At 71.4% G+C, this 22,399-nt stretch carries 20 protein-coding genes; 9 read left to right on the forward strand and 11 right to left on the reverse strand.

The window, feature by feature from the left end; translation table 11 throughout:
- Positions 1-30: 30 nt before the first annotated feature.
- The 4 genes from OG194_RS22535 to OG194_RS22550 all read right to left on the reverse strand — a co-directional run bounded on the left by OG194_RS22535 (position 31) and on the right by OG194_RS22550 (position 4,266).
- The gene (locus OG194_RS22535) at positions 31-1,266 is read right to left on the reverse strand and encodes a beta-ketoacyl-[acyl-carrier-protein] synthase family protein (RefSeq protein WP_327402627.1); all 1,236 of its coding nucleotides are present in this window, start codon (positions 1,264-1,266) and stop codon (positions 31-33) included.
- Complete coding sequence (locus OG194_RS22540; RefSeq protein WP_033284078.1) at positions 1,263-1,499, reverse strand: phosphopantetheine-binding protein; 237 nt, start codon at positions 1,497-1,499, stop codon at positions 1,263-1,265. The genes OG194_RS22535 and OG194_RS22540 overlap by 4 nt, the downstream gene beginning before the upstream one ends.
- Positions 1,500-1,753: 254 nt before the next feature.
- Positions 1,754-2,893, reverse strand: a complete 1,140-nt coding sequence (locus tag OG194_RS22545) for a beta-ketoacyl-ACP synthase III (RefSeq protein WP_327402628.1) — start codon at positions 2,891-2,893, stop codon at positions 1,754-1,756.
- 236 nt (positions 2,894-3,129) lie between these two features.
- On the reverse strand, positions 3,130-4,266 hold the full coding sequence (locus tag OG194_RS22550) for a saccharopine dehydrogenase family protein (RefSeq protein ID WP_327402629.1): 1,137 nt from the start codon (positions 4,264-4,266) through the stop codon (positions 3,130-3,132).
- A 70-nt stretch (positions 4,267-4,336) separates the two neighbouring features.
- Here OG194_RS22550 and OG194_RS22555 point away from each other — a divergent pair, with 70 nt between their 5' ends.
- Together OG194_RS22555 and OG194_RS22560 are read left to right on the forward strand one after the other, a co-directional pair.
- Positions 4,337-5,320 carry a helix-turn-helix domain-containing protein gene (locus tag OG194_RS22555; protein WP_327402630.1) on the forward strand — a complete coding sequence of 328 codons (984 nt, stop codon included), beginning with the start codon at positions 4,337-4,339 and terminating at the stop codon, positions 5,318-5,320.
- A gap of 26 nt (positions 5,321-5,346) precedes the next feature.
- Positions 5,347-5,697 (forward strand): antibiotic biosynthesis monooxygenase family protein, encoded by a 351-nt coding sequence (locus OG194_RS22560; protein ID WP_327402631.1) that lies wholly within the window; start codon positions 5,347-5,349, stop codon positions 5,695-5,697.
- A gap of 61 nt (positions 5,698-5,758) precedes the next feature.
- Here the strand turns inward: OG194_RS22560 and OG194_RS22565 are convergent, their stop codons facing one another.
- Positions 5,759-8,314: a hypothetical protein gene (locus tag OG194_RS22565; RefSeq protein ID WP_327402632.1), complete on the reverse strand. Its 2,556-nt coding sequence runs from the start codon at positions 8,312-8,314 to the stop codon at positions 5,759-5,761.
- A gap of 223 nt (positions 8,315-8,537) precedes the next feature.
- On the opposite strand from OG194_RS22565, the gene OG194_RS22570 reads away from it, so the two are divergent.
- The 3 genes from OG194_RS22570 (at position 8,538) to OG194_RS22580 (ending at position 13,110) form a co-directional block, all read left to right on the forward strand.
- On the forward strand, positions 8,538-9,695 hold the full coding sequence (locus OG194_RS22570; protein ID WP_327402633.1) for an acyltransferase family protein: 1,158 nt from the start codon (positions 8,538-8,540) through the stop codon (positions 9,693-9,695).
- Between the two features lie 204 nt (positions 9,696-9,899).
- On the forward strand, positions 9,900-10,805 hold the full coding sequence (locus tag OG194_RS22575; protein WP_327402634.1) for a calcium-binding protein: 906 nt from the start codon (positions 9,900-9,902) through the stop codon (positions 10,803-10,805).
- Positions 10,806-11,169: 364 nt separating this feature from the next.
- On the forward strand, positions 11,170-13,110 hold the full coding sequence (locus OG194_RS22580; protein ID WP_327402635.1) for a YncE family protein: 1,941 nt from the start codon (positions 11,170-11,172) through the stop codon (positions 13,108-13,110).
- 97 nt (positions 13,111-13,207) lie between these two features.
- Here the strand turns inward: OG194_RS22580 and OG194_RS22585 are convergent, their stop codons facing one another.
- Entirely contained in the window at positions 13,208-13,855 is a 648-nt protein-coding gene (locus tag OG194_RS22585) for a TetR family transcriptional regulator (protein WP_327402636.1), read from the reverse strand.
- Positions 13,856-13,976: 121 nt separating this feature from the next.
- On the opposite strand from OG194_RS22585, the gene OG194_RS22590 reads away from it, so the two are divergent.
- Together OG194_RS22590 and OG194_RS22595 are read left to right on the forward strand one after the other, a co-directional pair.
- The gene (locus OG194_RS22590; protein ID WP_327402637.1) at positions 13,977-15,539 is read left to right on the forward strand and encodes an FAD-dependent monooxygenase; all 1,563 of its coding nucleotides are present in this window, start codon (positions 13,977-13,979) and stop codon (positions 15,537-15,539) included.
- A gap of 10 nt (positions 15,540-15,549) precedes the next feature.
- On the forward strand, positions 15,550-15,921 hold the full coding sequence (locus tag OG194_RS22595; RefSeq protein ID WP_327402638.1) for a DUF6479 family protein: 372 nt from the start codon (positions 15,550-15,552) through the stop codon (positions 15,919-15,921).
- A 59-nt stretch (positions 15,922-15,980) separates the two neighbouring features.
- On the opposite strand, the gene OG194_RS22600 is transcribed toward OG194_RS22595, so the two are convergent.
- The 4 genes from OG194_RS22600 to OG194_RS22615 form a co-directional block, all read right to left on the reverse strand.
- Positions 15,981-17,093 (reverse strand): sensor histidine kinase, encoded by a 1,113-nt coding sequence (locus OG194_RS22600; RefSeq protein ID WP_327402639.1) that lies wholly within the window; start codon positions 17,091-17,093, stop codon positions 15,981-15,983.
- 6 nt (positions 17,094-17,099) lie between these two features.
- Entirely contained in the window at positions 17,100-17,837 is a 738-nt protein-coding gene (locus OG194_RS22605) for a response regulator transcription factor (RefSeq protein WP_327402640.1), read from the reverse strand.
- A gap of 100 nt (positions 17,838-17,937) precedes the next feature.
- Positions 17,938-18,453: a DUF7144 family membrane protein gene (locus tag OG194_RS22610; RefSeq protein ID WP_327402641.1), complete on the reverse strand. Its 516-nt coding sequence runs from the start codon at positions 18,451-18,453 to the stop codon at positions 17,938-17,940.
- 72 nt (positions 18,454-18,525) lie between these two features.
- Positions 18,526-19,812, reverse strand: a complete 1,287-nt coding sequence (locus OG194_RS22615) for a hypothetical protein (RefSeq protein WP_327402642.1) — start codon at positions 19,810-19,812, stop codon at positions 18,526-18,528.
- Positions 19,813-19,968: 156 nt separating this feature from the next.
- On the opposite strand from OG194_RS22615, the gene OG194_RS22620 reads away from it, so the two are divergent.
- The gene (locus OG194_RS22620; protein ID WP_327402643.1) at positions 19,969-20,460 is read left to right on the forward strand and encodes a hypothetical protein; all 492 of its coding nucleotides are present in this window, start codon (positions 19,969-19,971) and stop codon (positions 20,458-20,460) included.
- A gap of 98 nt (positions 20,461-20,558) precedes the next feature.
- Entirely contained in the window at positions 20,559-20,990 is a 432-nt protein-coding gene (locus OG194_RS22625; protein ID WP_327402644.1) for a VOC family protein, read from the forward strand.
- Positions 20,991-21,045: 55 nt separating this feature from the next.
- On the opposite strand, the gene OG194_RS22630 is transcribed toward OG194_RS22625, so the two are convergent.
- Positions 21,046-22,398, reverse strand: coding sequence for a dipeptidase (locus OG194_RS22630; RefSeq protein WP_327402645.1), 1,353 nt, complete (start codon positions 22,396-22,398; stop codon positions 21,046-21,048).
- Position 22,399: the final 1 nt, after the last annotated feature.

The raw sequence follows: 22,399 nt of genomic DNA on the forward strand, positions 1-22,399 counted from the left end.
CAATCCGGGTCAGCCCTCGGTCAGTTGTCGTCAGTCCTCGGCGGTGAGGAGCAGCACCACGTTGTGCCCGCCGAACCCGAAGGAGTGGCTGACGGCGGCCCGGACGCGCTGGTCGCGGGGTGCGCCCGTGACGCAGTCCAGGTCGAAGGGGAGGTTGTCCGGGGTGAGGTTGGCGATCGGCGGGACGGTGGAGCGGTGGATGGTCAGGGCGGTGAGCGCCGCCTCGATCGCACCGGCCGCGCCGAGACTGTGGCCCAGAACTCCCTTGGCGCCGGTGACACTCGGCCGGTGCGGCAACACCCGCGCGATCAACTCCGCCTCGGTCAGGTCGTTCAGCGGGGTCGAGGTCCCGTGCGCGTTGACGTGATCGACGTCCACGGCCCCGAGTCCAGCCTCCGCGAGCGCCGACCGCAGCGCGGCCTCGGCGTGAACTCCCCCCGGGGCGGGGGCGGTCGGGTGATGCGCGTCGGAGGTCTGACCGGCCCCCGCGAGCCGGGCGTACCGCCGCCGGCCACGGGCGCGGGCGTCCGCCTCCCGTTCCAGGACGAGGATCGCGGCGCCCTCGGAGATCACGAACCCGTCCCGGTCCGCCGCGAACGGCCGTGAGGCCAGGCCGGGTTCGTCGACCCGGGACGACAGCGCGCCCATCCGCTGGAAACCGGAGGTGATCACCGGGGTGACGGCCGCCTCCGCGCCGCCCGCCACCGCGATGTCGCACAGCCCGGCGAGCAGCAGCCCCCGCGCGACGGCCAAGGCGCTGGCCCCGGAGGCGCACGCGGTCTCGGTCGCCAGGGACGGACCATGGGCGCCGAGGTCCAACGACACTTCCCCGGCGGCCATGTTGGAGATCAGCATGGGCACGAGCGCGGGCGACACCAGCTCGGGACCGCCCTGGTGATGGCGGATCGTCTGGTCCTCCAGATGCGCGGCCCCGGCCAGCCCCGAACCGATCACCACGGCGACCCGGGCCCCGTCCCACCCGGCCGGGTCGAGCCCGGCGTCGGCGACGGCCTCGCGTGCGGCGAGCACGGCGAGCTGGCTGAACCGGCCCATGCGCCATGCCTTGCCGCCGCCGATCCGTGCCTGCTCCGGGGTCATCAGCGGGATACGGCAGGACAAGTCCACGGCGCAACCCTTGAGTTCGGGGTCCGTGGTACCGGCGGACCGCCCGCTCAGGACCCCCTTCCAGGTCTCCTCGCGGCCGACCCCGGCCGGGGTGATGAGCCCCAGACCGGTGACGGACACGGGCGCGGACGCAGCCTTCATCGCTCCCGCTTGGCGTTCAGCGCGGCGACGAGCTCGCCCACGGTGCTGTGCTTGGCGGCCTCTTCCTCCGCAACCGGAACCCCGAGCTGCTCCTGGAGCGCCAGGGCGAGTTCGGCCAGCGCGAGCGAGTCGAGATCGAGGCTCTCCAGAGTGGCCTCCGGCCGGATGCTCTCGGCACTGACCTCGAACTTCTCGGTGAGTACGGCGGTCACGGCGGTCTGGGCGGGGGACATGGGGGTCCTTTCGACGGGGCGAGCGGAGCTACCGGGGGTACTTCGGGGTGAGGAGAGCTGGGGAGTGAGGGGAGCTACGGGAAGGGCGGGGCTCAGGGACGAGTGGAGTTCCGGAACCGAGTCGTCCGACCTGTTTTTTGCAGGGCAGACGCCGGTGGACGAGCACGTTCGGGGACGGGCGGGGTTGGGCTCAGGCGGGTGCGGTCTCAGGCGAGGTCGGTCTCAAGCGGGGCGGGTTTCAGGCGAGGTCGGTCTCAAGCGATCTGGGTCCGCAGGGCCGGGTCGGCGGCAGCGGGTACGGCCGGGTTGGCGGCGGATACGGCCGTGGCATCCGTGCCGGTCGCGTCGACGTGCGGCACGGTCGGCAGTTCCGGCCACACCAGGGCTGCCGAGCCCCAGGTGAGTCCCGCACCGAACGCGGTCAGCAACAGCCTCTCCCCCGCGCGGAGTTCACCCCGCGCGGCGGCGTCCGCCAGGGCCAGCGGGATGGACGCGGCGCCGGTGTTGCCGACGCGCGCGATGTTGGTGACATGCCGTTCGCCGGGGACCGGGATACGGTCGCCGACGGCGGACAGGATGCGGGCGTTCGCCTGATGGGCGCAGAACCGGTCCACATCCTCGGCCGCCCAGTCCGCGCGCTTGAGCACGGTGTGGGCGGACTGGGTCATACGGGTCACCGCATGCTGGAACACCTCACGCCCCCGCATACGGAAGTAACGGTCGTCCGGGCCGAATTCCGCGGGCCGGGAACGCTCCCGCGCACCACCACCCGGCACCTGGATCAACTCCTCGCCCGAGCCGTCGCTGCCGAGGTCCAGCGCCCGTACGGCGCCCGGCTCGTCGCGCTCACCGCGCCGTAGGACCACCGCCCCCGCGCCGTCGCCGAACACGATTCCGGCGGAACGATCCTGCGGGTCCAGCAGCGTCGAGTACACCTCGGCCGCGACCAGCAGGACCCGGTCGGCGCACCCCGAGGCCAGGGTGCCGACGGCGGCGGCGAGGCCGTAGACGAAGCCGCTGCACGCGGCGGAGACGTCCCACGCGGCGATCTCGCCGAGGCCGAGGCGAGTGGTCAGTCGGGGCGCCATGGCGGGCATCGGCCGGTCGGGGGTCGAGGTGGCGACGATCACGGCGTCGACGAGGGGGCCGCCGGCGACCGCGAGCGCGCGGCCGGCCGCCTCCAGCGCGAGGTCGCCGGTGGTCACACCCGGTGCCGCGCGGCGGCGTTCGCCGATGCCGGTGCGTCGGCGGACCCAGGCGTCGTCGACGTCCCACGCGGCGGGCAGGGCGTGGTTCGGCACCGCGTCCGGGGGGACGAAACCGGCGATGCCCTCAAGGACGGCCGTCTGCGGCGTTCTCAAGAGCGGGGCTGCGCTGGGCAGTCGGAAGGTCACACACGCCTCGATGGGGAAGTGATCTTGGACGAGCGTGCACGACTGTAGATCGGATCAAGATCGGGGCGGGGGCGTGACGCGATCCGAACACGTGAACAGTTTCGGCCCGTTTTCCGCAAAAGCGCAGCTCAGCGAGCGAAGTGAGGAAACGTTACGTCTGTTATGTAGCTCGCAGATCACCCGAAAGAGGGCGGTTGGAGGCCGCCGTTCGACGCACAACCGCCCCCGGGGTCCTGTCAGTTCGTGAAGTCGAGCGTCAAGTGCCCCGGAGCCAGCGCGCCGAGGAAGCCACGCGCGTCCGCGAGGGCACCGGCGGTGACCACCCCGGACGGCCGGTGCGGGTCGGCGAGCACGCGGCAGGTCGCCTCCACGACCAGGGGCGCGGTGACCGCGTAGATGTCCTGTCCGGCGGCGACGGCACGGCGGGTCTGCCCGTCGCGCCTCGCCACGACCTCGACAAGGAAGGTCTGCGCGGAACGGCCGGAGTCGTCCACGGCGACGGGCCCCGACGTGTCGGCGGAGCGCAGGTCCGCTACGGCGGACACCGTCATGCAGGTGTCAATGTCCGGTACGGAGAGGTGAGTTGGGATGGTCGCGCTGTCGGCCATCGTGAACTCGCCGACCACGGGTTGGGTTCCGATGGGGTCCGGGAACATCCAGTCGGCGCGGGGTGCGTCACCGGAGCGGCTCTGAAGACGGCCGTCCGCGTAGAGGATGCGGCCGCCGGAGCGACGGCCCGCCGACACCTGGCCCGTGACGCGCGTGCCGTCGGTGGGGCGCCAGTCGCTGAGGGCGTAGGCGATGCTGATCCTGTCGGCGTGTCCGTGTCCGTGTCCGTGCCCTTGCCCTTGCCCTTGCCCGTGTCCGCCTTTGTCTCCGTCTACGGTCTTCCAGTCGCCGACCGCCGCCGTCGCGAGGAGGTCGCCGAGACCGCCGTAGAACGCCACCGCCGGGACGACCAGGCCACCGGCCTCGCGGGCGCGGTCGCCGTAGGCGGCGATCGTGTCCAGGACCACCTCGGTCTCGGCCGTGACGTCGAGATACGGCACTCCCGCGCGCAGTGCCGCGTCGATCACCGGGGCCGCCGTCGAGGCGAACGGGCCCGCGCAGTTGATCACCGCTGCCGCGCCGGCGAGGGCGCGGTCGAGGGAGGCGGGGTCGTCGACCGTGGCCGGGCGGGTCTCCAGGTCCGGGTACAACTCCCCCAGCACGGCGAGCCGTTGGGGGTCGCGCCCGGACAGGATCGGGATGAGACCACGACGCCGGAGTTCCGCGACGACGAAGCGGCCGGTATGGCCGTAGGCGCCGATGACTGTGACATGGAGGGGAGTTGCGGGGGTGGCGCTCGGGTGGGTGCGGTGATCCGTGGTCATGGATCAAGGGTGGCGGTCGGGCGCTCCGCGCTCCAGTGGCTCGAATGACGATGCCCGTACAGTTTCGGACATGGGTACAGACGACAGGCCGGCCGGGCACAGGGTGGCGCTGGCCGTCGCGGACGGCACCCCGCTCTTCGAACTCGCCTCCGCCTACGAGGTGTTCGGCGTGGATCGGGCAATCGCCGAGCCCTGGTACGAGCTGACCGTGTGCGGTCCGGCCGCAGCCGGGGTCGGGGGCTGGTTGCGGGCGGACACCCGCCACGGACTCGACGCGCTCGCCACCGCCGACACGGTCGTCGTCCCGGCCTGCCACGACGTGGACGAGGAGCCAACGCCCGCACTGGTAGAGGCAGTCAGGGATGCCCACGAGGCCGGCGCCCGGATCGTCTCGCTCTGCACAGGTGCCTTCGTGCTGGCCGCCGCCGGACTGCTGGACGGGCGGCGCGCCACCACCCACTGGGCGCACACCGACGTCCTGGCCGCCCGCCATCCCGAGGTCCGGGTCGAACCCGACGTGCTCTACGTCGACGAGGGCACCGTGCTCACCTCGGCCGGCAAGTCGGCGGCGATGGACCTGTGCCTGCACGTCGTACGCACCGATCATGGCGCGGCGGTGGCGAACACGCTCGCCCGCACCCTGGTCGTACCGCCCCACCGGCTGGGCGGGCAGGCCCAGTTCATCCCGTCACCGGTGTCACACGGCACGCACCACGGCACGGAACACGCCCTCACGGAACTGCTGTCCTGGGCGACGGCCCGCCTCGACCGACCCCTCACGGTCACCGACCTCGCCCGTCACGCGGCGATGAGCCCCCGCAACCTCACTCGCCACTTCCACGCGGTCACCGGCACCAGTCCCCTCCAGTGGCTCCTCGTCCAACGGGTCAACCGCGCCCAGGAGTTGCTCGAACGGACCGACCAGGGGATCGACCAGGTCGCCGCCGGTTGTGGGTTGGGCAGCGGGGCGACGTTGCGGCGGCACTTCAACCGGGTGCTGGGGGTGCCGCCGGAGGCGTATCGGCGGACGTTCAGGGAGGGTCTGCGGCCTTGAGGCCCCGCCTGTTGAAGAATGGGCCCATGAGCATCGTCAAGATCAACGTACTCACCGTCCCCGAGGAGCAGCGCGAGACGCTGGAGAAGCGGTTCGCGAACCGCGCCGGGACGGTGGACGGCTCGGACGGCTTCGAGTGGTTCGAGCTGCTCCGACCCGTCGAGGGCACCGACACCTACCTCGTCTACACGCGCTGGCGCGCCGAGGAGGACTTCCAGAACTGGATGTCGGGGATGGGGCAGGCCGCCCACCGGGGCGCACCCCAGGAGGGCGGCGCGCAAGGTTCCCCGCAGGGTGAGCGGCCGAGGCCCGCCGCGACGGACTCGACGCTGTGGACGTTCGAGGTGGTGCAGCAGGCGGGGCCCAAGGAGGGCTGAGCAGCCCTCTGCCCGACGGCCGGTTCCCAACTGCCGGTTCCCGACTGCCTCTTCCTGACGGTCAGTTCCTGACCGTCAGGTACAACCACCCTCCCCACGTGCTCACGTTGGTCGTGTCCTTCGCGCTCGCCACATACTCGGTCCGCACCCGGAACTTCTGGCCGACCGCGTTCGTGAGGCTCAGGTGGGTCGTCCCGACGCTGCCCGGGGCCATGGCGAAGCAGCTGGACGTGGTGAGCGTGTGCCAGGCCTTGTTGTAGTACTCCTGGGCCTGGAACCGCATGCACTGCCCGGACTTGTCCGGCGACACCGTGCCGGACACCTGCGGCTTCACGGTGTGGTGGTAGACGCGGTAGGTGACCGTGCCGTACTTGGTGCTGGTGTAGTAGCCGCCCAGCTTCTCGGCGATCCCCACCTGGTCGTGGACGGCGCGGGTGGCCGTCGCCGGGGCGTAGCGGTGGTCGCCCGCGAAGGACGCCGTGAACGTCGTGTCGTGGGTGAGCTTGTACGTCGCCTTCAGGTTGCCCTTGCTGTCCACGGCCGCGGTCTTCACCAGCGTCTTCCTGCCGCCCGCGGGCGTCGCGTAGATCGACACCGTACGGCTGTCGTACGTCGTGCCGAGGTGGGCGGTGACGGTGGCCGTCGCGCCGTAGGTGTACGTCGACTCGTTGCTGGTGACGGACACGGCCGTCGCGGCGCGGGACACCTGGACGGTCGCCGAGGCCGTGGCCGCCTGGTGGGCGGCGTCGCCCGGGTAGTCGACTCTGTAGGTGTCGGCGCCGCCGATCGCCGGGGTGTCCTTGACGGTGATCTTCCCGTCCGTACCCACAGGAACCGTCCAGGTGGCGGGAGTTGAGGTGTGGGCCAGGTCCGTGCGGGACACGGTGACCGTCTCGCCTGCGGGGTACGGGGCGTCGCCCAGGGTCCCGCCGAACGTCAGGGCGGCGCCGCGCGTGGCGGTCGTCGGGGGCTTGAGGGTGAGGGTCGGGGTGTACGGCGAGACCATCAGGGACGGCTCGTCGGCCGAGGGCTGGTACATGGCGTCGCCGGCGAAGGAGACCCGGTAGGTGAACCGTCCTGTGGTGTCCGGGGCGTCACTGACCGTGTACTCCGACGTGACCGGATCGACTGCCACGGAGGGGAGTTGGACCGTCTCGTGGGTGTCCTCGTTCGTCCGGGACACCTGGAGGGTCGTGCCCTGGGGGAAGGTGCGGAAGTCCACCGAACTCAGGGTGCCGGTGAAGACCACCGCGTGGGGCTCGGCCGAACTGATCGCCGGGTAGCCGACGGTGGTCGGCAGCCGCCCCACCCCCACGTTCAGCGAGGTCGTCGCGGGCCGGTGCGCCGCGTCCCCGGCGTACGACACCCGGTAGGTGTACGTGCCCTCGTCGGGCCGGGTGTCGGTGATCGGGAACGTGCCGTCCGCGCCGACCGTCGCATCGGGCAACTCCGTGCCGTCTCGGGTGACTTGGAGCTTCGCTCCGGCCGGGACGAAGCCCTTGGTGGTGAGTGAGCCGTCGAGCGTGAACGGGCGGGTGGGGACCGCGTATCCCGGGAGGTCCAGGGCCAGTCGGGTGTCGGTGAGCTTGGGCGCGCTCAGCACGTTGAGGGTGTAGGCGCCCGAGGAGTCCTGCGTGACGCCGTAGAGGGTCCCGCCGTCGCCTCCCCACTTCAGGCCGTCGGGGGCCAGGGTCCCGGCGGGCAACTTGACGTAGTTCTCGGCGAGTTGGGAGCCCGCGTAGAGGTACACACCGGGTGCCGAGCCCTGGGTGCTGCCGACGGCGATCGTGCCGTCGGTGTCGAGGGTGAGCGAGTTGGGCCCGGAGGGGGTTCCGCCGACGTAGTACACGTCGGGGTCGGCCGTCGCCATGTCCGCCGTGCGGTAGGCCCGCAGGACGTTGTCGCCGGCCGTGGCGAGCAGCACCTTCCTGCCGTCGCCGGTGACCTGGAACCCGGTGGTCGGACCGCCGGAGACCCCCAGGTGGGTCAGGGCGGTCGCCGTGCCGGAGGAGACGTCGAAGGTGGCCACGTCGGTCGTGCTCGGGCTCATCTCCTCGGCCGCGAGCACACCACCACCCGTCGCGAGCTGCGGTGCGGCAGGCCAATTGGCCAGCACCGACTGGGGTGTCGCGACCGGCTCGGCGGCGGCCGGGTCCACGGACCCGACGGCTCCCCTGCCATTCACCGTCCCGCCGTACCAGACCTTCCCACCCGCCACCGCGACGGAGACGGGTCCGCTGCCGGTCCCGGTCGCGTAGCGCGCGGACTCGGTCAGCGTCGCCGTGTCGATCGCGGCGACCGCGTCACCGTCGGCGAGGGCCGCGTACAACGTGCCGCCGTCCGGGGACAACGCCAGCCCCGTGGCGCCCTGTTCGCCGGTGAGGGTGGTGACGGGGTTGCCCGCCAGGTCCGTCACCACGATGCCGGTCGTACCGGCGCCCTGGCTGAAGAAGAGGTGCTGGTGAGCGGTGTCGACCAGCAGGTGCGCGTAGTGGGACAGCGGCAGCGCGGCCGTGCCGTCGGCCCGGGCGGCGGTTCCGGTGAGGCCGACGGTTGCGGTGGTCAGCCCGGCGACGACCGATATCGCCGCCGTGAGCGAGACCTGCTTGAGGCGCATGAAGCTCCTGTGAAAAGAGTGAACAAGCAGGTCGGACGATAACTCCCGTGAGTGACGTGCCGACCAGCGGGAATTCCATCTCCTGGCAAAGAACCCCCTCTACGGCGGGTGCCGAAGCCGTGCGGGTTGTGGTCGGTGTGCTCCAGGAAGCGGGCGCGGAGAGGGTGGGAAAAAAGAGGCGTGCGGGATGTTTGAACCGCCGTGGAGCGGTCAGGCGAGCCGAATGCGTGCTTCTCCCACCGCCTCCGCCGCCTCCGCCGAGACCCCCGATTCCACCCGGGTCCACGGTCGCACCGGGCCGTCCCCCAGCCCCGCCGCCGCCCCCACGGCGGAGCCCACCGCGTCGGAGCGCACCCCCGGAAAGCAACGCGACCCCTTCTTCGACAACGCCAAGTACCTGGCGATCGTGCTGGTGGCGATCGGCCACTCCTGGGAGCCGCTGCGGTCGGGCAGCCGTAGCGTCACCGCGTTGTACACGCTCGTCTACGCCGTGCACATGCCGGCGTTCATCGTGATCTCCGGGTACTTCTCGCGGAGCTTCCGGGCGACCCCGCCGCAGATCAGGCGGCTGCTGGGGGGAGTTGTCGTGCCGTACGTCGTGTTCGAGACGGCGTACACGCTCTACACGCGCTGGACCGACCACCAACCCGACCGCGCCATCAGCCTGTTGGACCCGCTGTACCTGACGTGGTTCCTCGCGGCGCTGTTCGTCTGGCGGCTGACCACGCCGATCTGGAAGCACGTACGCCGGCCGCTGGCGGTGGCGCTGGTCATCGCGATGCTGGCGACGCTCTCCCCCTCCATCGGCAACGACCTCGATCTGCAACGGGTGTTGCAGTTCCTGCCGTACTTCGTGCTCGGGCTGTGTCTGAAGCCGGAGCACTTCCAGCTCGTACGGCGGCCCGAGGTACGGCAGTTGGCGGTGCCGGTGTTCGTCGTCGCGCTCGCGGTGGCGTACTGGTCGGTCCCGCGCTTCGACTACGCGTGGCTGTTCCACAACGCGAGCGCGGAGCAACTCGGCGCGCCCGACTGGGAAGGGCCGCTCATGACGCTGGCCCTGTTCGCCTGCTCGACGCTCCTGGTCGCCTGCTTCCTCGCCTGGGTGCCGCGCCGCCGCACCTGGTTCACCGCCCTGGGCGCGGGCACGCTCTACGGCTATCTGCTGCACGGGTTCGTCGCGCAGGGCGCCAAGTCCTGGGGCTGGTACGACCCTTCGTGGATGCGGGGCCCCCTCGGCGAGGTCACGGCGACCGTGGTCGCCGCCGTCGTCGTGACCGCGCTGTGCACCCCGCCCGTGCGGCAGCTCTTCCGGTTCGCCATGGAACCGGAGTTGCGGTGGGCGTTCCGTCGTGACGCAGACGAGCTGGCCCGTACCCCTTAGCGAGGGTTGTAGGTGATCGGCGGGCCAGTTCGTGAATTCGCGCTGAATCACGGCTGACACTTCACGGGGATGCGACACCCGTGCGAAAGGACGCACAACCAAGGACGCGGAGGGGCGGTCAGACGCTGTGCCGGAATCCGGATCCACCGGTTTCGGGCACCTCGCTTTCCGTCAACTCCCCTTACGTTCCACGGAGGTTGTGCGATGTCCTCTCGTTCTTCCCGTCGCCGTACGCCGCGTTCCGCTTCGGCGCTGACGCTCGCGCTCGGCACCGCGCTGGCCGCCCCGCTGTTCCTCGCCGGGACGGCGGACGCGGCCACGGCGCCGGCCACCGCCGCGCTCAACTCCGGGGGCCAGGAGGTCATTTACACGGCCGCCGCGGGCCAGGCCAACAAGGTGACCGTCACCGCGAGCAGGGTGACCGGCACCGAGAAGATCACGTATCTCATCGACGACGTGGTCACCATCAAGGCGGGCACGGGCTGTTCGTACCCCAGCGCCTCGGACCACACCAAGGTCCTCTGCACGGTCACCGCCCTGGACAGCCAGGACCCTTACCCCACCGTCCAGTTGACGCTCGGCAACGGCAACGACACCCTCGCCTACCACAACAGGACCGACCAGACCTACAACTTCGCCTCGGTCGACCTGGGCGCCGGCAACGACAAGGCCACCGACGACGGCGGCGTCGACGGCAACTACATCGCGGGCGGCACCGGCAACGACAGCCTCACCCTGGGCACGTACTCGGTGGGCTGGGGCGACGACGGCAACGACACCCTCAAGGCCGCCGCGGGCACCATCGCCCAGGGCGGCGACGGCAACGACACCATCACGACCACCGGCGACGCGGCCGACGGCGGGGCCGGCAACGACGTCATCACCGGTGGCACGGGCGCCCAGAGCCTGACCGGCGGCACCGGGAACGACAGGATCCACGGCGGTTCCGGGAACGACTTCATCTACGGCGGCACGGGCAACGACGTCCTCCACGGCGACGCCGGCGCCGACACGATCTACGGCAACTCCGGCAACGACACCCTGTGGGGCGGCACGGGCACGGACGTCCTGTCGGGCGGGCCGGGGCGGAACGTCGTCCACCAGAACTGACGTACGCCGACGCCGGAGGACCGGCCCGGGTCGTGGTGCGGCCGACCACGACCCGGGCCGGTACGCGGGTGGACGTCGGTGACGTCGGCGGGGATCGTCGCGCCCCCGGCGGTGATCGCGCCCGGCCCCGGCACTCATCAACGCCCCCTCGTCATGGCGAGCGAGAGTCTCCCGAACAGCGCGCGTACACGACAACCCCATAACTCCTTTCCCAGCTGTCACAGCCATGTCATACGCTGCTCCCAGCAGCCGCGCCCCGCGCGTCACCGCGTCTCTCATCCGCGGTCACGTCCGGGTGTTGCGCGGCGCTCTCAACCCCCGGTCTCCTGACCGGTTTTCCTTGTGGGGGGAACAGCACGTGCGGATGCGCAGCATCTCGACCGCGACAGCGCTCGCGGTCCTTCTCGGTTCGGCGGCGCTCAGCGTCGTAGCGACAGGTACGGCCTCGGCGGCCACCGCCAACGTGACCACGCCCGGCGGCCTCGTCGCGGACGGCGCCCTCAAGCGGGTGTTCGTCGGCGACAGGTCGGCCGGGACGGTCGCGGCCACGGACTACTCGGGCAACGTCCTCGCCTCGGTCGGCGGCATCAGCGGGGTCACCGCCCTGACCGTGTCCGACGACGGGACCACCGTGTACGCGGCGGCCCAGGGCACGCACGAGATCGTGGCGCTCGACGCGGCCACCCTCGACGTCAAGGCCCGCTACCCGGTGGCCACCACTGTGGGACCGCGCTATGTCGCCTTCACCTCGGGCAAGCTCTGGTTCACCTACGGCGACCAGTGGGACAGCAACGTCGGCTCGGTCGACCCGGCCGTGGACCCGGCGAGCGGCACCGACCCGGTGACACTCGGCCGGCAGCCCGACGGCATCTCGATCGACAACCCCGGATTCCTCGACGCCGCCGCGTCCAGGCCCGGTGTCCTCGCCCTCGGCGAGACCGGTATCTCCACCGACTCGATGGCCGTCCTGGACGTCTCGGGGGCCACCCCGCAGAAGGTCGCCTACTACCTCGGCGACTACTCGCTCAACAGCGGTATCCACGACATCGACCTGGTGCCCGGCGCCGACGAGGTGCTGGTCAACGGCGCGGTGCGGGACGCGTACGCGGACGGCAAGTTCACGCAGTCGGGCACTTATCCGAGCGGGCAGCAGGCCGACATCGCCCCGGACGGGACGGTCGCGTCGGTCAGCGGCACCTCGGTCGCGACGTACAGGCCGAACGCCACGAAGGCGATCCGCACGTACAACGTCGGCTCCTTCGACACGGCCGCCCTGGCCTGGGCCCCGGACAACTCGCGGATCTTCGCGCTCGTCGGCGGGTCGGGCGGCGGCTACACGCTCAAGGCGCTGACCGACCCGGAGAAGAACGTCCCGACCCTCACGGTCAACGCCCCCTCCTCCGCGCCCCGCGCCAAGAAGCTCACCGTCACCGGCAAGCTCTCGGCGACGGTCGCGCTGCCCGCCGGTGCGAAGCTCCAGGTCACGCGCACCGACCTGGAGTCCACGAAGGGCAAGGCGCTGCCCGCCGTCACGGTGAAGGCGAACGGCACCTACTCCTTCACGGACACCCCGCCGGCCGGCGGCACCGTCACCTACAAGGTGACCTACGCGGGCGACGCCGGGCACACCTCGGTCAGCGCCTCCGACAAGGTCGCCGTCTCCCGCTCGGCCACGACCCTGAGCCTGAACAACAACGGCAAGCTGTACTCCTACGGCGCCGACGTGAAGTTCACCGCGCACCTCGGCAAGACGTACAAGAACCGCACGGTCGCGATCTACTCGGACCCCTTCGGCGGCGACAAGCCGAAGAAGCTGGTCAAGACCGGCAAGGTCAACTCCAGCGGCAACATCACGGTGACCGTGGACATGACCCGCGACACCGCCGTCAGCGCGGTCTTCGCCGGTGACGCCCGCAACGCGTCCAAGACGGTGAAGGTCACGGCCTACGCCAAGGTCAAGGTCTCCACCGCGATCACCAAGCACTACAAGAAGGCGAAGATCGGCTCGACGTCGTACTACTGGTTCCACAAGAACTCGGCGCCGATCGTCACCACGACGATGACCTACTACAAGAACCGCCAGGAGCGGCTCGACCTACAGGTCTACTACAACGGCCAGTGGTACGACTCCGACTCGGAGTACTTCGCCCTGAACACGAACGGCAAGGTCGCGGTCAACCTCGGCGCCCCCGGCGAGTCCGGCATCAAGGCCCGCATCCGGGCCGCGTACATCAACGGTTCGTCCGGCGACAACGTCAACTCGACGACGTACACCGGCTGGAAGTACCTGTACTTCTCCAACTAGTGCCTGTTTCCCCGGGTATTGGGGTTCACCGGGTGCAGGGCAGCCCCGCTTCGAGGACCGTGCGTCCTCGGGGCGGGGCTGCTCGCGTGTTCGCCGGCTACACCGCGTCCAGCCCCGACATCAGCTGCCCGTACGCCCCCTCCGCGGCCGCGACCGCGTCGTCGTACGCCTCGTCGGCGGTGCGTCCCGACGTGATCGTCCGCCAGTTCTCCTGCCCCAACTCCTGCTGTACGGCGATCAGATGGGCCGCGGCCAGGCGTCTCACGATCGGTGGCGCACCGCCGGAGCCGGAGCCGCCGCCGGCCGGCAGGGCGTCCGCGAGCGCGTCGATGTCCTGGCCGGTGTACCGCTGTCTCATGCCGATGCGGAGGCTGGGCGTGCGGTAGATCAGGTCCTGGAAGGACAGGATCTCGGGGTGGTCGTTCAGGCCGGTGATCGGGTCGCGGGCGGCGAGTCCGGCCAGGAAGTGGTCGCGCAGGGCCGCGGCCGGGGTCAGACCGGCCGGGCGCTCCCGGACCACGCGGGCCGCCTCGCCGAGGTGGTCGGCGAAGCGGTGCAGGACCAGGTCCTCCTTGGTCGGGAAGTACCGGAACAGCGTGGCCTTGGAGACCTCGGCCGCCGCCGCGACCTCGACGACGGACACCTCGTCGAAACCCTGCGCGCGAAAGAGACGCAGGGCTTCCTGAGCGATGAGGTTCCGCGTGCGTTCCTTCTTGCGCTCGCGCAGACCGGCGGGTTCGTCCATGCGAGCCAGTTTACACGCGGATGAGGCTCGGGATTGAATGAGACCGAGAATCTTCTGAGACCGGGTTGCATTTTCTCGTCGGCCGATGTTCCATGGATGCGGGACGACGAGAGGACCCCTCATGACCGACGACGTTGTACGGAACGACGGTGTGCTGATCGTGGGCGCCGGACCGACCGGCCTCACGCTCGCCATCGAGCTGGCCCGGCGCGGTGCGGGGGTGCGGATCGTCGACGCGGCCCCGGCCCCGCACCGGGAATCCCGGGGCAAGGGTCTACAGCCGCGCACCCTGGAGGTCCTGGCGGACGTCGGTGTCACCGAGCGCGCCCTCGCCGCCGGGACGACACGGCTGCCGTTCCGCAAGTACTTCGACGGCGCGCACGTGAACGACACCGACCCCTTCGCGGACGCCCGCCCCACCCCCGACGCGCCGTACGAGCGGGGGGTCCTCATAGGGCAGTGGCAGGTGGAGAAACTCCTGCGCGAGCGGCTCGCGGAGTTCGGGGTCCGCGTCGAAGGAGGCACGGAGGTCACCGGGTTCGAGCAGGACGAGGACGGTGTCACCGCCGTCCTCGCCGACGGCGGGCGCATCAGGGCCGGCCATCTCGTCGGCTGCGACGGCGGGCGCAGCCGGGTGCGCAAGGCGATGGGGATGCGCTTCGACGGTACGACGGACGAGACGCAGTCGATGGTCGTCGGTGACGTCGAGGCCGAGGGGATCAGCCGGGACGTCTGGCATCAGTGGTTCGCGTCGGACGGCAGCGGAGTGATGCTCTGCCCCATGCCCGGCACGAACTCCTTCCAGTTCCAGGCCGGCCCCGAACTCGACGCGGGCGGCGACCCGTTGCCCCCGTCACTGGAGGGCTTCCAGCGGATCTTCGACCGGTACGCGCAGGTGCCCGGCATCACGCTGACCGACCCGACCTGGCTCTCCCTCTGGCGGGTCAACGTCCGCATGGTCGACCGGATGCGCGTCGGCCGGGTCTTCCTGGCCGGGGACGCCGCCCACATCCACCCGATCGCCGGCGGCCTCGGCATGAACACCGGCATCCAGGACGCCTACAACCTGGGCTGGAAACTGGCCCTCGCGACCGCCGGGCAGGCGGGCCCCGGGCTCCTGGACACCTACGAGGAGGAGCGCCTCCCGGTGGCCGCCTGGACCCTGGGCATCAGCAGCGACCTGTACGCCCGGGTGCGCGAGGCGGTCAAGGAGCCCGGCACCGGCGTCGAGGCCGCGGCCCCGCCGCCGATGGGCACGGGCTACCGCTGGAGCTCCCTCGCCGCCACCGCCACTCCCGCGACCACCGGCGACCCCGCCGTCCTGCGCCCCGGCGACCGCGCCCCCGACGCCCCCTGCCTGGACGCTTCCGGCAACCCGGTCCGGCTCTTCGAGGTGTATGCGGACCCGCGCTTCACCCTGCTCGGCTTCGGAGCCGAAGTCGCGGACGCGGTGGGCAAGTTGGGGGCCGAGCACGACGATCTGCTCCAGGCGTTCACGGTGGACGGCGGCGGCAGTGACCTGCGGGACCACGAAGGTCACGCCCGACGCGCGTACGGCATCAGGACCTCCGCCCCCGCCCTCGTCCTGGTCCGCCCCGACAACCACATGGCGCTGCTGACCCGGGATCCGGCCGAAGTAGCGAACTATCTAACCCGAATCACCACATTCCCCCCGAAAGAGTGATACTCGGAGTATGAGCATGGCAACGTACGAACTGCTGGCCGCGTCGCACAACACACTCGACGTGGGCGCCGCCTTTCTCGGTGGCCTGCTGATCGCGGGCGCGCTGGTCTGGGCCATCTATTTCGGTATGAAGATCCGGGACCAGGAACTTCCACGGCCGCTCCCCGAGGAGCAGCCCCACCTCCCCGCGGGCGGCGCCGTCCACGAGATGCGCGAGATGCGGGAACCCGACGAGATGCCCGTCGCCTCGGAGGAGAAGGAGCGGCTGATGCCGTACCAGCTCCATCCCTCCGGGACGAGAACGGGGAAGGACCAGAGCCGGCTGCGCTGGCTGCCCGGGAGGAGCGGTTCCTTCGGCGGGGGCGGCATAGGCCACGTGTGACCTTGTGACCTCGTAACCTGACCCAGGGGTGCACCGCGGAGGCTCGCCCTGGGGTCGGCTCACACCTCCGCCGCCGGCAACGTCACCTCGAACCGGCAGCCGCCCGACACATTCCGTACGGCGGCCCGTCCCTGATGCGCCTCGACGATCCCGCGCACGATGGCGAGCCCCAGACCGGCCCCGGCGGGCGGGGTCCGGGCGTGGGTGCCACGCCAGCCGGTGTCGAAGACGCGCGGCAGATCGTCCTCGGGGATGCCACCGCAGCCGTCCGTCACCGACAGCACGACCCCGTCGGCGGACCGCTCGGCGGCAATGGCCACCGTGCCGTCGGCGGGCGTCCGACGGATCGCGTTGACCAGCAGATTCCCCAGCACCCGGCTCATCTCCTTGCCGTCCACCTCGACCGGCACCGGTTCGATGCGGTCGCCGACCAGCCGTACGCCGTGCTCGCGCGCGAGCGGGTCCGCGCCGGCGAGGGCGTCGCCGATGAGGTCGTACAGGGACATGCGGGAGCGGGTGAGGGCGAGGGAGCCGGCGTGGATGCGGGAGAGTTCGAAGAGGTCGCCGACCATGTCGTTGAGGCGTTCCACTTCGGTGCGGATCTGGCGGAGGTAGCGGCCGGGATCGGCGGCGACCCCGTCCTCCAGGGCCTCGGACATGGCGCGGAGACCGGCCAGCGGGGTGCGCAGGTCGTGCGAGATCCAGGCGACGAGTTCGCGCCGCGAGGACTCCAACGCCCGCTCGCGGTCACGGGATTCGGCGAGTTTGGCGCTGGTGGCGGCCAACTCGCGGCTGACGTCGGCGAGTTCGGCGTTGCCGGGGCGGGCGGGGGCGGAGTAGTCGCCGCCGTCGCCGAAGTCGCGGGCGGCGAGGACGAGTTCGCGGCTGCGGGCGACGACCCAGCGGCCGAGCAGCAGGGCGGTGAGGAGGGAGACGACGGCGGCCATCGCGACCACGGTCGTGACCACGGACAGATCGTGCCGGGACAGGAACATCGCCTGCGCCACGGCGAGCGTCCCGGCGAGCATGGCGGTCACGGCGACCGCGGCGACGACGGACACGGAAGCGGTGAGCGACCGCCGCCGCAGCAACCACAGGGCACCGGCGCCGAGCACTCCGGCGGCGGCGGCTCCGAGAAAGGCGAACAGGGCGATGAGCAGGGCGTCACGCATGACCGGTCAGTCCCCCTCGGTGCCGGTGGGATCGAAGCGGTACCCGATCCCCCACACCGTCTGGATGTACTGCGGCCGCCCCGGATCGTCCTCGACCTTCCCGCGCAACCGCCGTACATGGACGGTGACGGTCGACAGATCACCGAAGTCCCACCCCCACACCTCTCGCATCAGATCCTCCCGCCCGTACACCCGCCCCGGATGCAGGAGGAAGAAGGCGAGAAGGTCGAACTCCCGGTGGGTGAGGGCGAGTTCGACGCCGTCCTTGGTGGCGCGGCGGGCGGCGGGGTCCACGCCCAGCCCCCCGGCGCTCAACGGTATGGCGGACCCGACGGGCGACCGGGACCTCCGCAGCACCGACTCCACCCGCAGGACCAGCTCCCGGGGACTGAACGGCTTGGTCACGTAGTCGTCGGCCCCGACCTCCAGGCCCAGGATCCGGTCGTCCTCGTCCCCGCGAGCGGTCAGCATGATCACCGGCACGGGCCCGCGCCCCCGCATCCGCCGGCAGACCTCCAGCCCGTCCATCCCCGGCAGCATCAGATCGAGCACGACGAGATCGGGCCAGTGCGCATCGGCCCGGGCCAGCGCCTCCGGCCCGTCCGCGGCCCGCTCCACGACATACCCGGCCCGGTCGAGATACCCGGAGACGACCTCGGCGACGGTCGGATCGTCGTCGACGACCAGTACCCGGGCGCCGACCGTCCCCTCGGCCTTCCCGACCTTCTCGTACGACTGCTGCATGGGGCCAGCCTCGCACCCCGCCCCCGCCGATGCCGCCCCGCACCGGCTCCGGGCGCCGGACGTCCCGGTTTCGTAAGAACCTCCGGCGCCCCGCGCCGCCCTACTGCCGCGCTTCGGCCCGCGCCGGGCTGTACGCCGCCAGTGCCCAGATCACGAACACGTCGATCGCGATCATGATGACCGACCAGACCGGGGCGTACGGGAGGAACATGAACTGGAGGATGGCGCTGAGGCTCGCGAGGACGATGCCGCAGACCCGGGCCCAGCTCATGCCGCGGAGGATGCCCCAGCCGGTGATCGCGCCCACCGCGCCGAGGCAGATCAGGATGACGCCCCAGCCGGTGAGGTTGATGCTGTAGATGTAGTCGCCGACGCGGGTGTAGACGTCGTCCTTGGCCAGCGCGGAGATGCCCTGGAGGATGGCGATGACGCCGTTCATCAGCATCAGGACGCCGGCGAAGACCGCGCCGCCCATCGCGAGACCGCTGCCGGACGGGGGCGGGCCGTAGCCCTGGGTGCCGGGGTTCCGGCCGGAGTCGTTCCAGGCCGGGGGCCTCTCCTGGTCGCCGGCGGACGGCGAGTGCGGCTGCTGCGTCGAGTGCGGCTGCTGGGTCATGGCCGTACCCCACCTCTCTGTGGTGTGTGGTGCTTCGACCATCCGGCCGGGGCAACCCCTCCACCAGGGGGGTTACGCCGAACGGGTGACACCCGACGCGGCCCCCGGTTCCGGCCCCGGCCCCGGTTCCGCCGCCAGGAACTCCACCACCGCGAGCCCGAACAGCACCGCGAGACCCAGCCCGACCACCACCCACCCCGTCGGATACGACCACAGCAGATACGCCAGCAGCGCCCCGCCCACCAGCACCCAGCCGATCCACGCCCGGTACCGGCGCACGAACGGTCCCACCGGTCCCGTACGCAGCCCCGCCCCGTCGGCGACCGCCCGCACCGCGCCGATCCCGGACGTCCACAGCCGTCGTACGAGACCGGCCCGGCGGCCCGGACCCGTCAGCCAGGCGCCCAGCGCGACCACCACGCCCAGCGCCACGCCCATCCGTACGGTCGTGTGCAGGAAACGGGTCAGCGCGTCGTACACCGCGCCGGCCGCCGCCGGTGACACTCCCGCCGGGAGCGCGTCCAGGTAGACGGCGCGGAAGATCCGTAGCGCGATGCCCAGCAGAGCGGTCGCGGCGGCGACGCCCAGCGCGCCCGTCACCAGGGCGCGCCGGCGCCGTCCCGCGAGCAGGACACCCGCCGCGACCAGCAGTACGGCCACCAACGGCAGCCAGGTACCGGCGAGTTGGAGGAGGCGGAAGTACGTCTTGTACTTGGCCAGGTCGTCGCTCTTGAGCAGCGTGATCGACGTGTGGATCTCGGGGATCTTCCCGGCGACGGTCATCCCCTCGTCGACCAGCCGCTGTTTCACCTGGTCCACGACCGGGCCCACGTCGAGCGTCACGGCGCCGTCATCGAGCCGTACCGCGCCGCCCCCGCTGCCGGTCAGGGCTTTGTCCACAGTGCTGTGGACACGGCGGTTGGCGTCCTTCCAGATCGTGGCGAAGGCGTCCGAGGCGGCGACCGCCTGCGCCTTGTCGTGGACGAAGGCACGGACCGAGTCCTCCAGGGAGCCGCCCAACGCCCCCAACGCCTTTTCCAGCAGCGGGCGTTGGTCGGGCGCCGCACCGGACAGCAGGGCGGTGAGATCGAGGTGGTCCATCACGGCCGAGGTCACCCGGTTCGCGACGGCGTTCTGGATGTCCGGGTCGGAGGCGAGCGGCGCCACCGTCTTCACATAGCGGTCGGTGTCCCCCACCGTGTCCGCCGTCCACGCGGCCACGACGCCGAGCGGCGCGAGGACGCACCCGACGACGACCAGCAGGATCGCGACCAGCGAACGCACCCGGCGCCCCGGTCCCCGCCGCCGCTCCGCCTCCAGTTCGGCCACCCGCGCCCGCAGCCGGTCGAGTTCCGTCACCCCTGCCTCCTCCGCGCGTGTGACTGCCAGCGCACCCCCGATGCCCCGGGGCCGCGAGCAGTGCGGTGCCGTTCGGGTGACGCCGGCATGCGGCCGTACCGCATCGGCCCTTCACTGGAGGGACGACCTGGGGACGACCCGACTCATGGAGGCGACATGGCCTGGAACAGGCACGGTGCGGTGCGGGCGGCGGCAGCTGTCACCCTCGGCCTGACCGGTCTGGCCGGGTTGACCGGTTGTTCCGACGACAGCACGCCCTCCTCCGTCGCCAGCGAGGCCGCCTCCGCCGTCGCGTCCATCGGCGCCCGGGCCACCGGCGCGATCGCGTCGGCGACCGCCGAGGCCGGCCACAAGCTGGACAACGTGAAGAACGGCGTCGACGCGAAGGACGCCGTCCAACTCGGCACCCCCGCAACCGACTCGGCCGGCCGCAGCACCGTAGAGGTCACCGTCGACAACACCGACGGCTCGGCCAAGTCCTTCGCCGTACAAGTCGAGTTCAAGGACGACGGCGGCAATCTCCTGGACACCGTCGTCGTCACCGTCTCCGACGTCCCGTCCCGCAAGTCCGCCACGGCGACCGCCCGCAGCAACCGCAAGCTGTCGGGCGGTGTGAAGGCGGACGTCGGGACGGCGCTGCGCTACTAGGGCGTAAATTGGGGCCGAGGTGGGACGACCTTCTTCCGCGTCCGCCGGTGCGTACGTACGTCGGTCGCGCGGCGCGGCCAGAACGACGGGAGCCAGCCATGAAGCCGAATCGCTCCATTCCGGCGTCGACGGTCATCCCCGTCCTGATCTATCCCGATGTCCGCGAGGCGGTCGCCTGGCTCGGTGCGGCCTTCGGGTTCGCCGAGCGGGTCCGGATCGGGGAGGACCACCGCGCGCAGCTCGCGTTCGGCGACGGTGCCGTGATCGTCGGAGACGTGGGGCATGATCGCCGCCCGCCGCGCCCCGGCGAGGTCACCCACGCGGTGACGGTCCGGGTGGAGAACGTCGCTGCCCACTACGACCGGTCCCGGGACCATGGCGCACGCATCATCATGGAACCGACCGACTTCGAGTACGGCGAACGGCAGTACACGGCCGAGGACCTCGCGGGCCACCGGTGGACGTTCTCGGAGACGCTCGCCGACGTCGCCCCGGAGGAATGGGGCGGAACGTCCGTCACGGCCGACTGACGCATCCTCGCCGCCGCCGCGTGCCGGTGAGCCGTCAGCGGCCCCCGGTGTGCCGTCAGCGGCCCCGCGACTTCGCGAACTCCCGCAGGAACAGCGCCTCCACGTGTGCCATGTGCTCGATCTCCGTCGGGTCGACGCTCTCGTTCGGGGCGTGGATGAGGCAGCGGGGTTCCTCGACGCCCATGAGGATGATCTCGGCGCGGGGATAGGTCTCGGCGAGGACGTTGCAGAGCGGGATGGAGCCGCCCTGGCCGAGGAAGGCGAGGGGTTTGCCGTAGACCTGCTCCATCGCGGTCCCGAGTGCGGTGTACGCCGGGCCGTCCGTGGCCGCGCGGAACGGTGAGCCGGTGCCCTCCGTCTCCACCGTCACCTTCGCACCCCAAGGGGCCGCGTCCGTAAGGTGTTTGGTGAGTGCCTCGCGGGCCGCGCCGGGGTCCGTGCCGGGCGGGACGCGCAGGCTGACGCGGGCGCGGGCGGTCGCCGGTACGGCGGCGGCGGAGCCGACGACCGGCGGGCAGTCGATGCCGAGGACGGTGACGGCGGGGCGCGACCAGAGGCGGTCGGCGACGGTTCCGGTGCCGGTCAGCCGTACGCCGTCCAGGACACCCGCGTCCGTACGGAACTGTTGCTCGTCGTAACCGACTCCGTCCCAAGTCCCCTCGCAGTCCAGGCCGTTGACGACCGTGGCGCCCGTCTCCGGGTCGCGGAGGGAGGAAAGGAGCTGGACGAGGGCGGCCAGGGCGTCCGGAGCCGGGCCGCCGAACATGCCCGAATGGACCTCGCCCGCGAGGGTGTTGACCGTGACGACGACGTTGGCGAGCCCGCGCAGGGTCGTGGTCGCCGTGCCGACACCGACCGCCGCGTTGCCCGTGTCGCAGATCAGCAGCGCGTCCGCGAGGAACTTCTCCGGGTGCTGAGCGACGTACTGCTCAAGCCCGCCCGTGCCCTGCTCCTCCGAGCCCTCGGCGACGAACTTCAGCCCGACCGGGAGGTCTTCGCCGAGCGCGCGCAGGGCGGTGAGGTGCATGACGACGTTGCCCTTGCAGTCGGCGGTGCCGCGTCCGTACCAGCGGCCGTCGCGCTCGGTGAGCGTGAAGGGCGGGGTGGTCCACGCCTTGTCGTCGAGCGGGGGCTGGACGTCGTAGTGGCAGTAGAGGAGGACGGTCGGGGCGCCGGGCGGGGGCGGGCGGTGGCCGATCACGGCGTGGCTGCCGTCCGGGGTCTCCGCGAGGTGCACGTCCCGCAGACCCGCCTCGGTGAAGGCGTCGGCGACCCACTGGGCGGCCTTGTGGCACTCCTCGGGCGGGTACTGGCGCGGGTCGGCGACGGACGGGATCGCGACGAGCTCGGTGAGATCGGCCTTCGCGCGGGGCATCAACTCAGCTATACAGGTCGCTAGTTCAGCCATC

The sequence above is a fragment of the Streptomyces sp. NBC_01288 genome (assembly GCF_035982055.1).
GTDB lineage: Bacteria > Actinomycetota > Actinomycetes > Streptomycetales > Streptomycetaceae > Streptomyces.

What these genes read in the sequence shown, in the direction of transcription:
- OG194_RS22535 (WP_327402627.1), bottom strand. Translation starts at nt 1,266, where the DNA reads ATGAAGGCTGCGTCCGCGCCCGTGTCCGTCACCGGTCTGGGGCTCATC.
- OG194_RS22540 (WP_033284078.1), bottom strand. Translation starts at nt 1,499, where the DNA reads ATGTCCCCCGCCCAGACCGCCGTGACCGCCGTACTCACCGAGAAGTTC.
- OG194_RS22550 (WP_327402629.1), bottom strand. Translation starts at nt 4,266, where the DNA reads ATGACCACGGATCACCGCACCCACCCGAGCGCCACCCCCGCAACTCCC.
- OG194_RS22555 (WP_327402630.1), top strand. Translation starts at nt 4,337, where the DNA reads ATGGGTACAGACGACAGGCCGGCCGGGCACAGGGTGGCGCTGGCCGTC.
- OG194_RS22560 (WP_327402631.1), top strand. Translation starts at nt 5,347, where the DNA reads ATGAGCATCGTCAAGATCAACGTACTCACCGTCCCCGAGGAGCAGCGC.
- OG194_RS22565 (WP_327402632.1), bottom strand. Translation starts at nt 8,314, where the DNA reads ATGCGCCTCAAGCAGGTCTCGCTCACGGCGGCGATATCGGTCGTCGCC.
- OG194_RS22570 (WP_327402633.1), top strand. Translation starts at nt 8,538, where the DNA reads ATGCGTGCTTCTCCCACCGCCTCCGCCGCCTCCGCCGAGACCCCCGAT.
- OG194_RS22575 (WP_327402634.1), top strand. Translation starts at nt 9,900, where the DNA reads ATGTCCTCTCGTTCTTCCCGTCGCCGTACGCCGCGTTCCGCTTCGGCG.
- OG194_RS22580 (WP_327402635.1), top strand. Translation starts at nt 11,170, where the DNA reads ATGCGCAGCATCTCGACCGCGACAGCGCTCGCGGTCCTTCTCGGTTCG.
- OG194_RS22585 (WP_327402636.1), bottom strand. Translation starts at nt 13,855, where the DNA reads ATGGACGAACCCGCCGGTCTGCGCGAGCGCAAGAAGGAACGCACGCGG.
- OG194_RS22590 (WP_327402637.1), top strand. Translation starts at nt 13,977, where the DNA reads ATGACCGACGACGTTGTACGGAACGACGGTGTGCTGATCGTGGGCGCC.
- OG194_RS22595 (WP_327402638.1), top strand. Translation starts at nt 15,550, where the DNA reads ATGAGCATGGCAACGTACGAACTGCTGGCCGCGTCGCACAACACACTC.
- OG194_RS22600 (WP_327402639.1), bottom strand. Translation starts at nt 17,093, where the DNA reads ATGCGTGACGCCCTGCTCATCGCCCTGTTCGCCTTTCTCGGAGCCGCC.
- OG194_RS22605 (WP_327402640.1), bottom strand. Translation starts at nt 17,837, where the DNA reads ATGCAGCAGTCGTACGAGAAGGTCGGGAAGGCCGAGGGGACGGTCGGC.
- OG194_RS22610 (WP_327402641.1), bottom strand. Translation starts at nt 18,453, where the DNA reads ATGACCCAGCAGCCGCACTCGACGCAGCAGCCGCACTCGCCGTCCGCC.
- OG194_RS22620 (WP_327402643.1), top strand. Translation starts at nt 19,969, where the DNA reads ATGGCCTGGAACAGGCACGGTGCGGTGCGGGCGGCGGCAGCTGTCACC.
- OG194_RS22625 (WP_327402644.1), top strand. Translation starts at nt 20,559, where the DNA reads ATGAAGCCGAATCGCTCCATTCCGGCGTCGACGGTCATCCCCGTCCTG.
- OG194_RS22630 (WP_327402645.1), bottom strand. Translation starts at nt 22,398, where the DNA reads ATGGCTGAACTAGCGACCTGTATAGCTGAGTTGATGCCCCGCGCGAAG.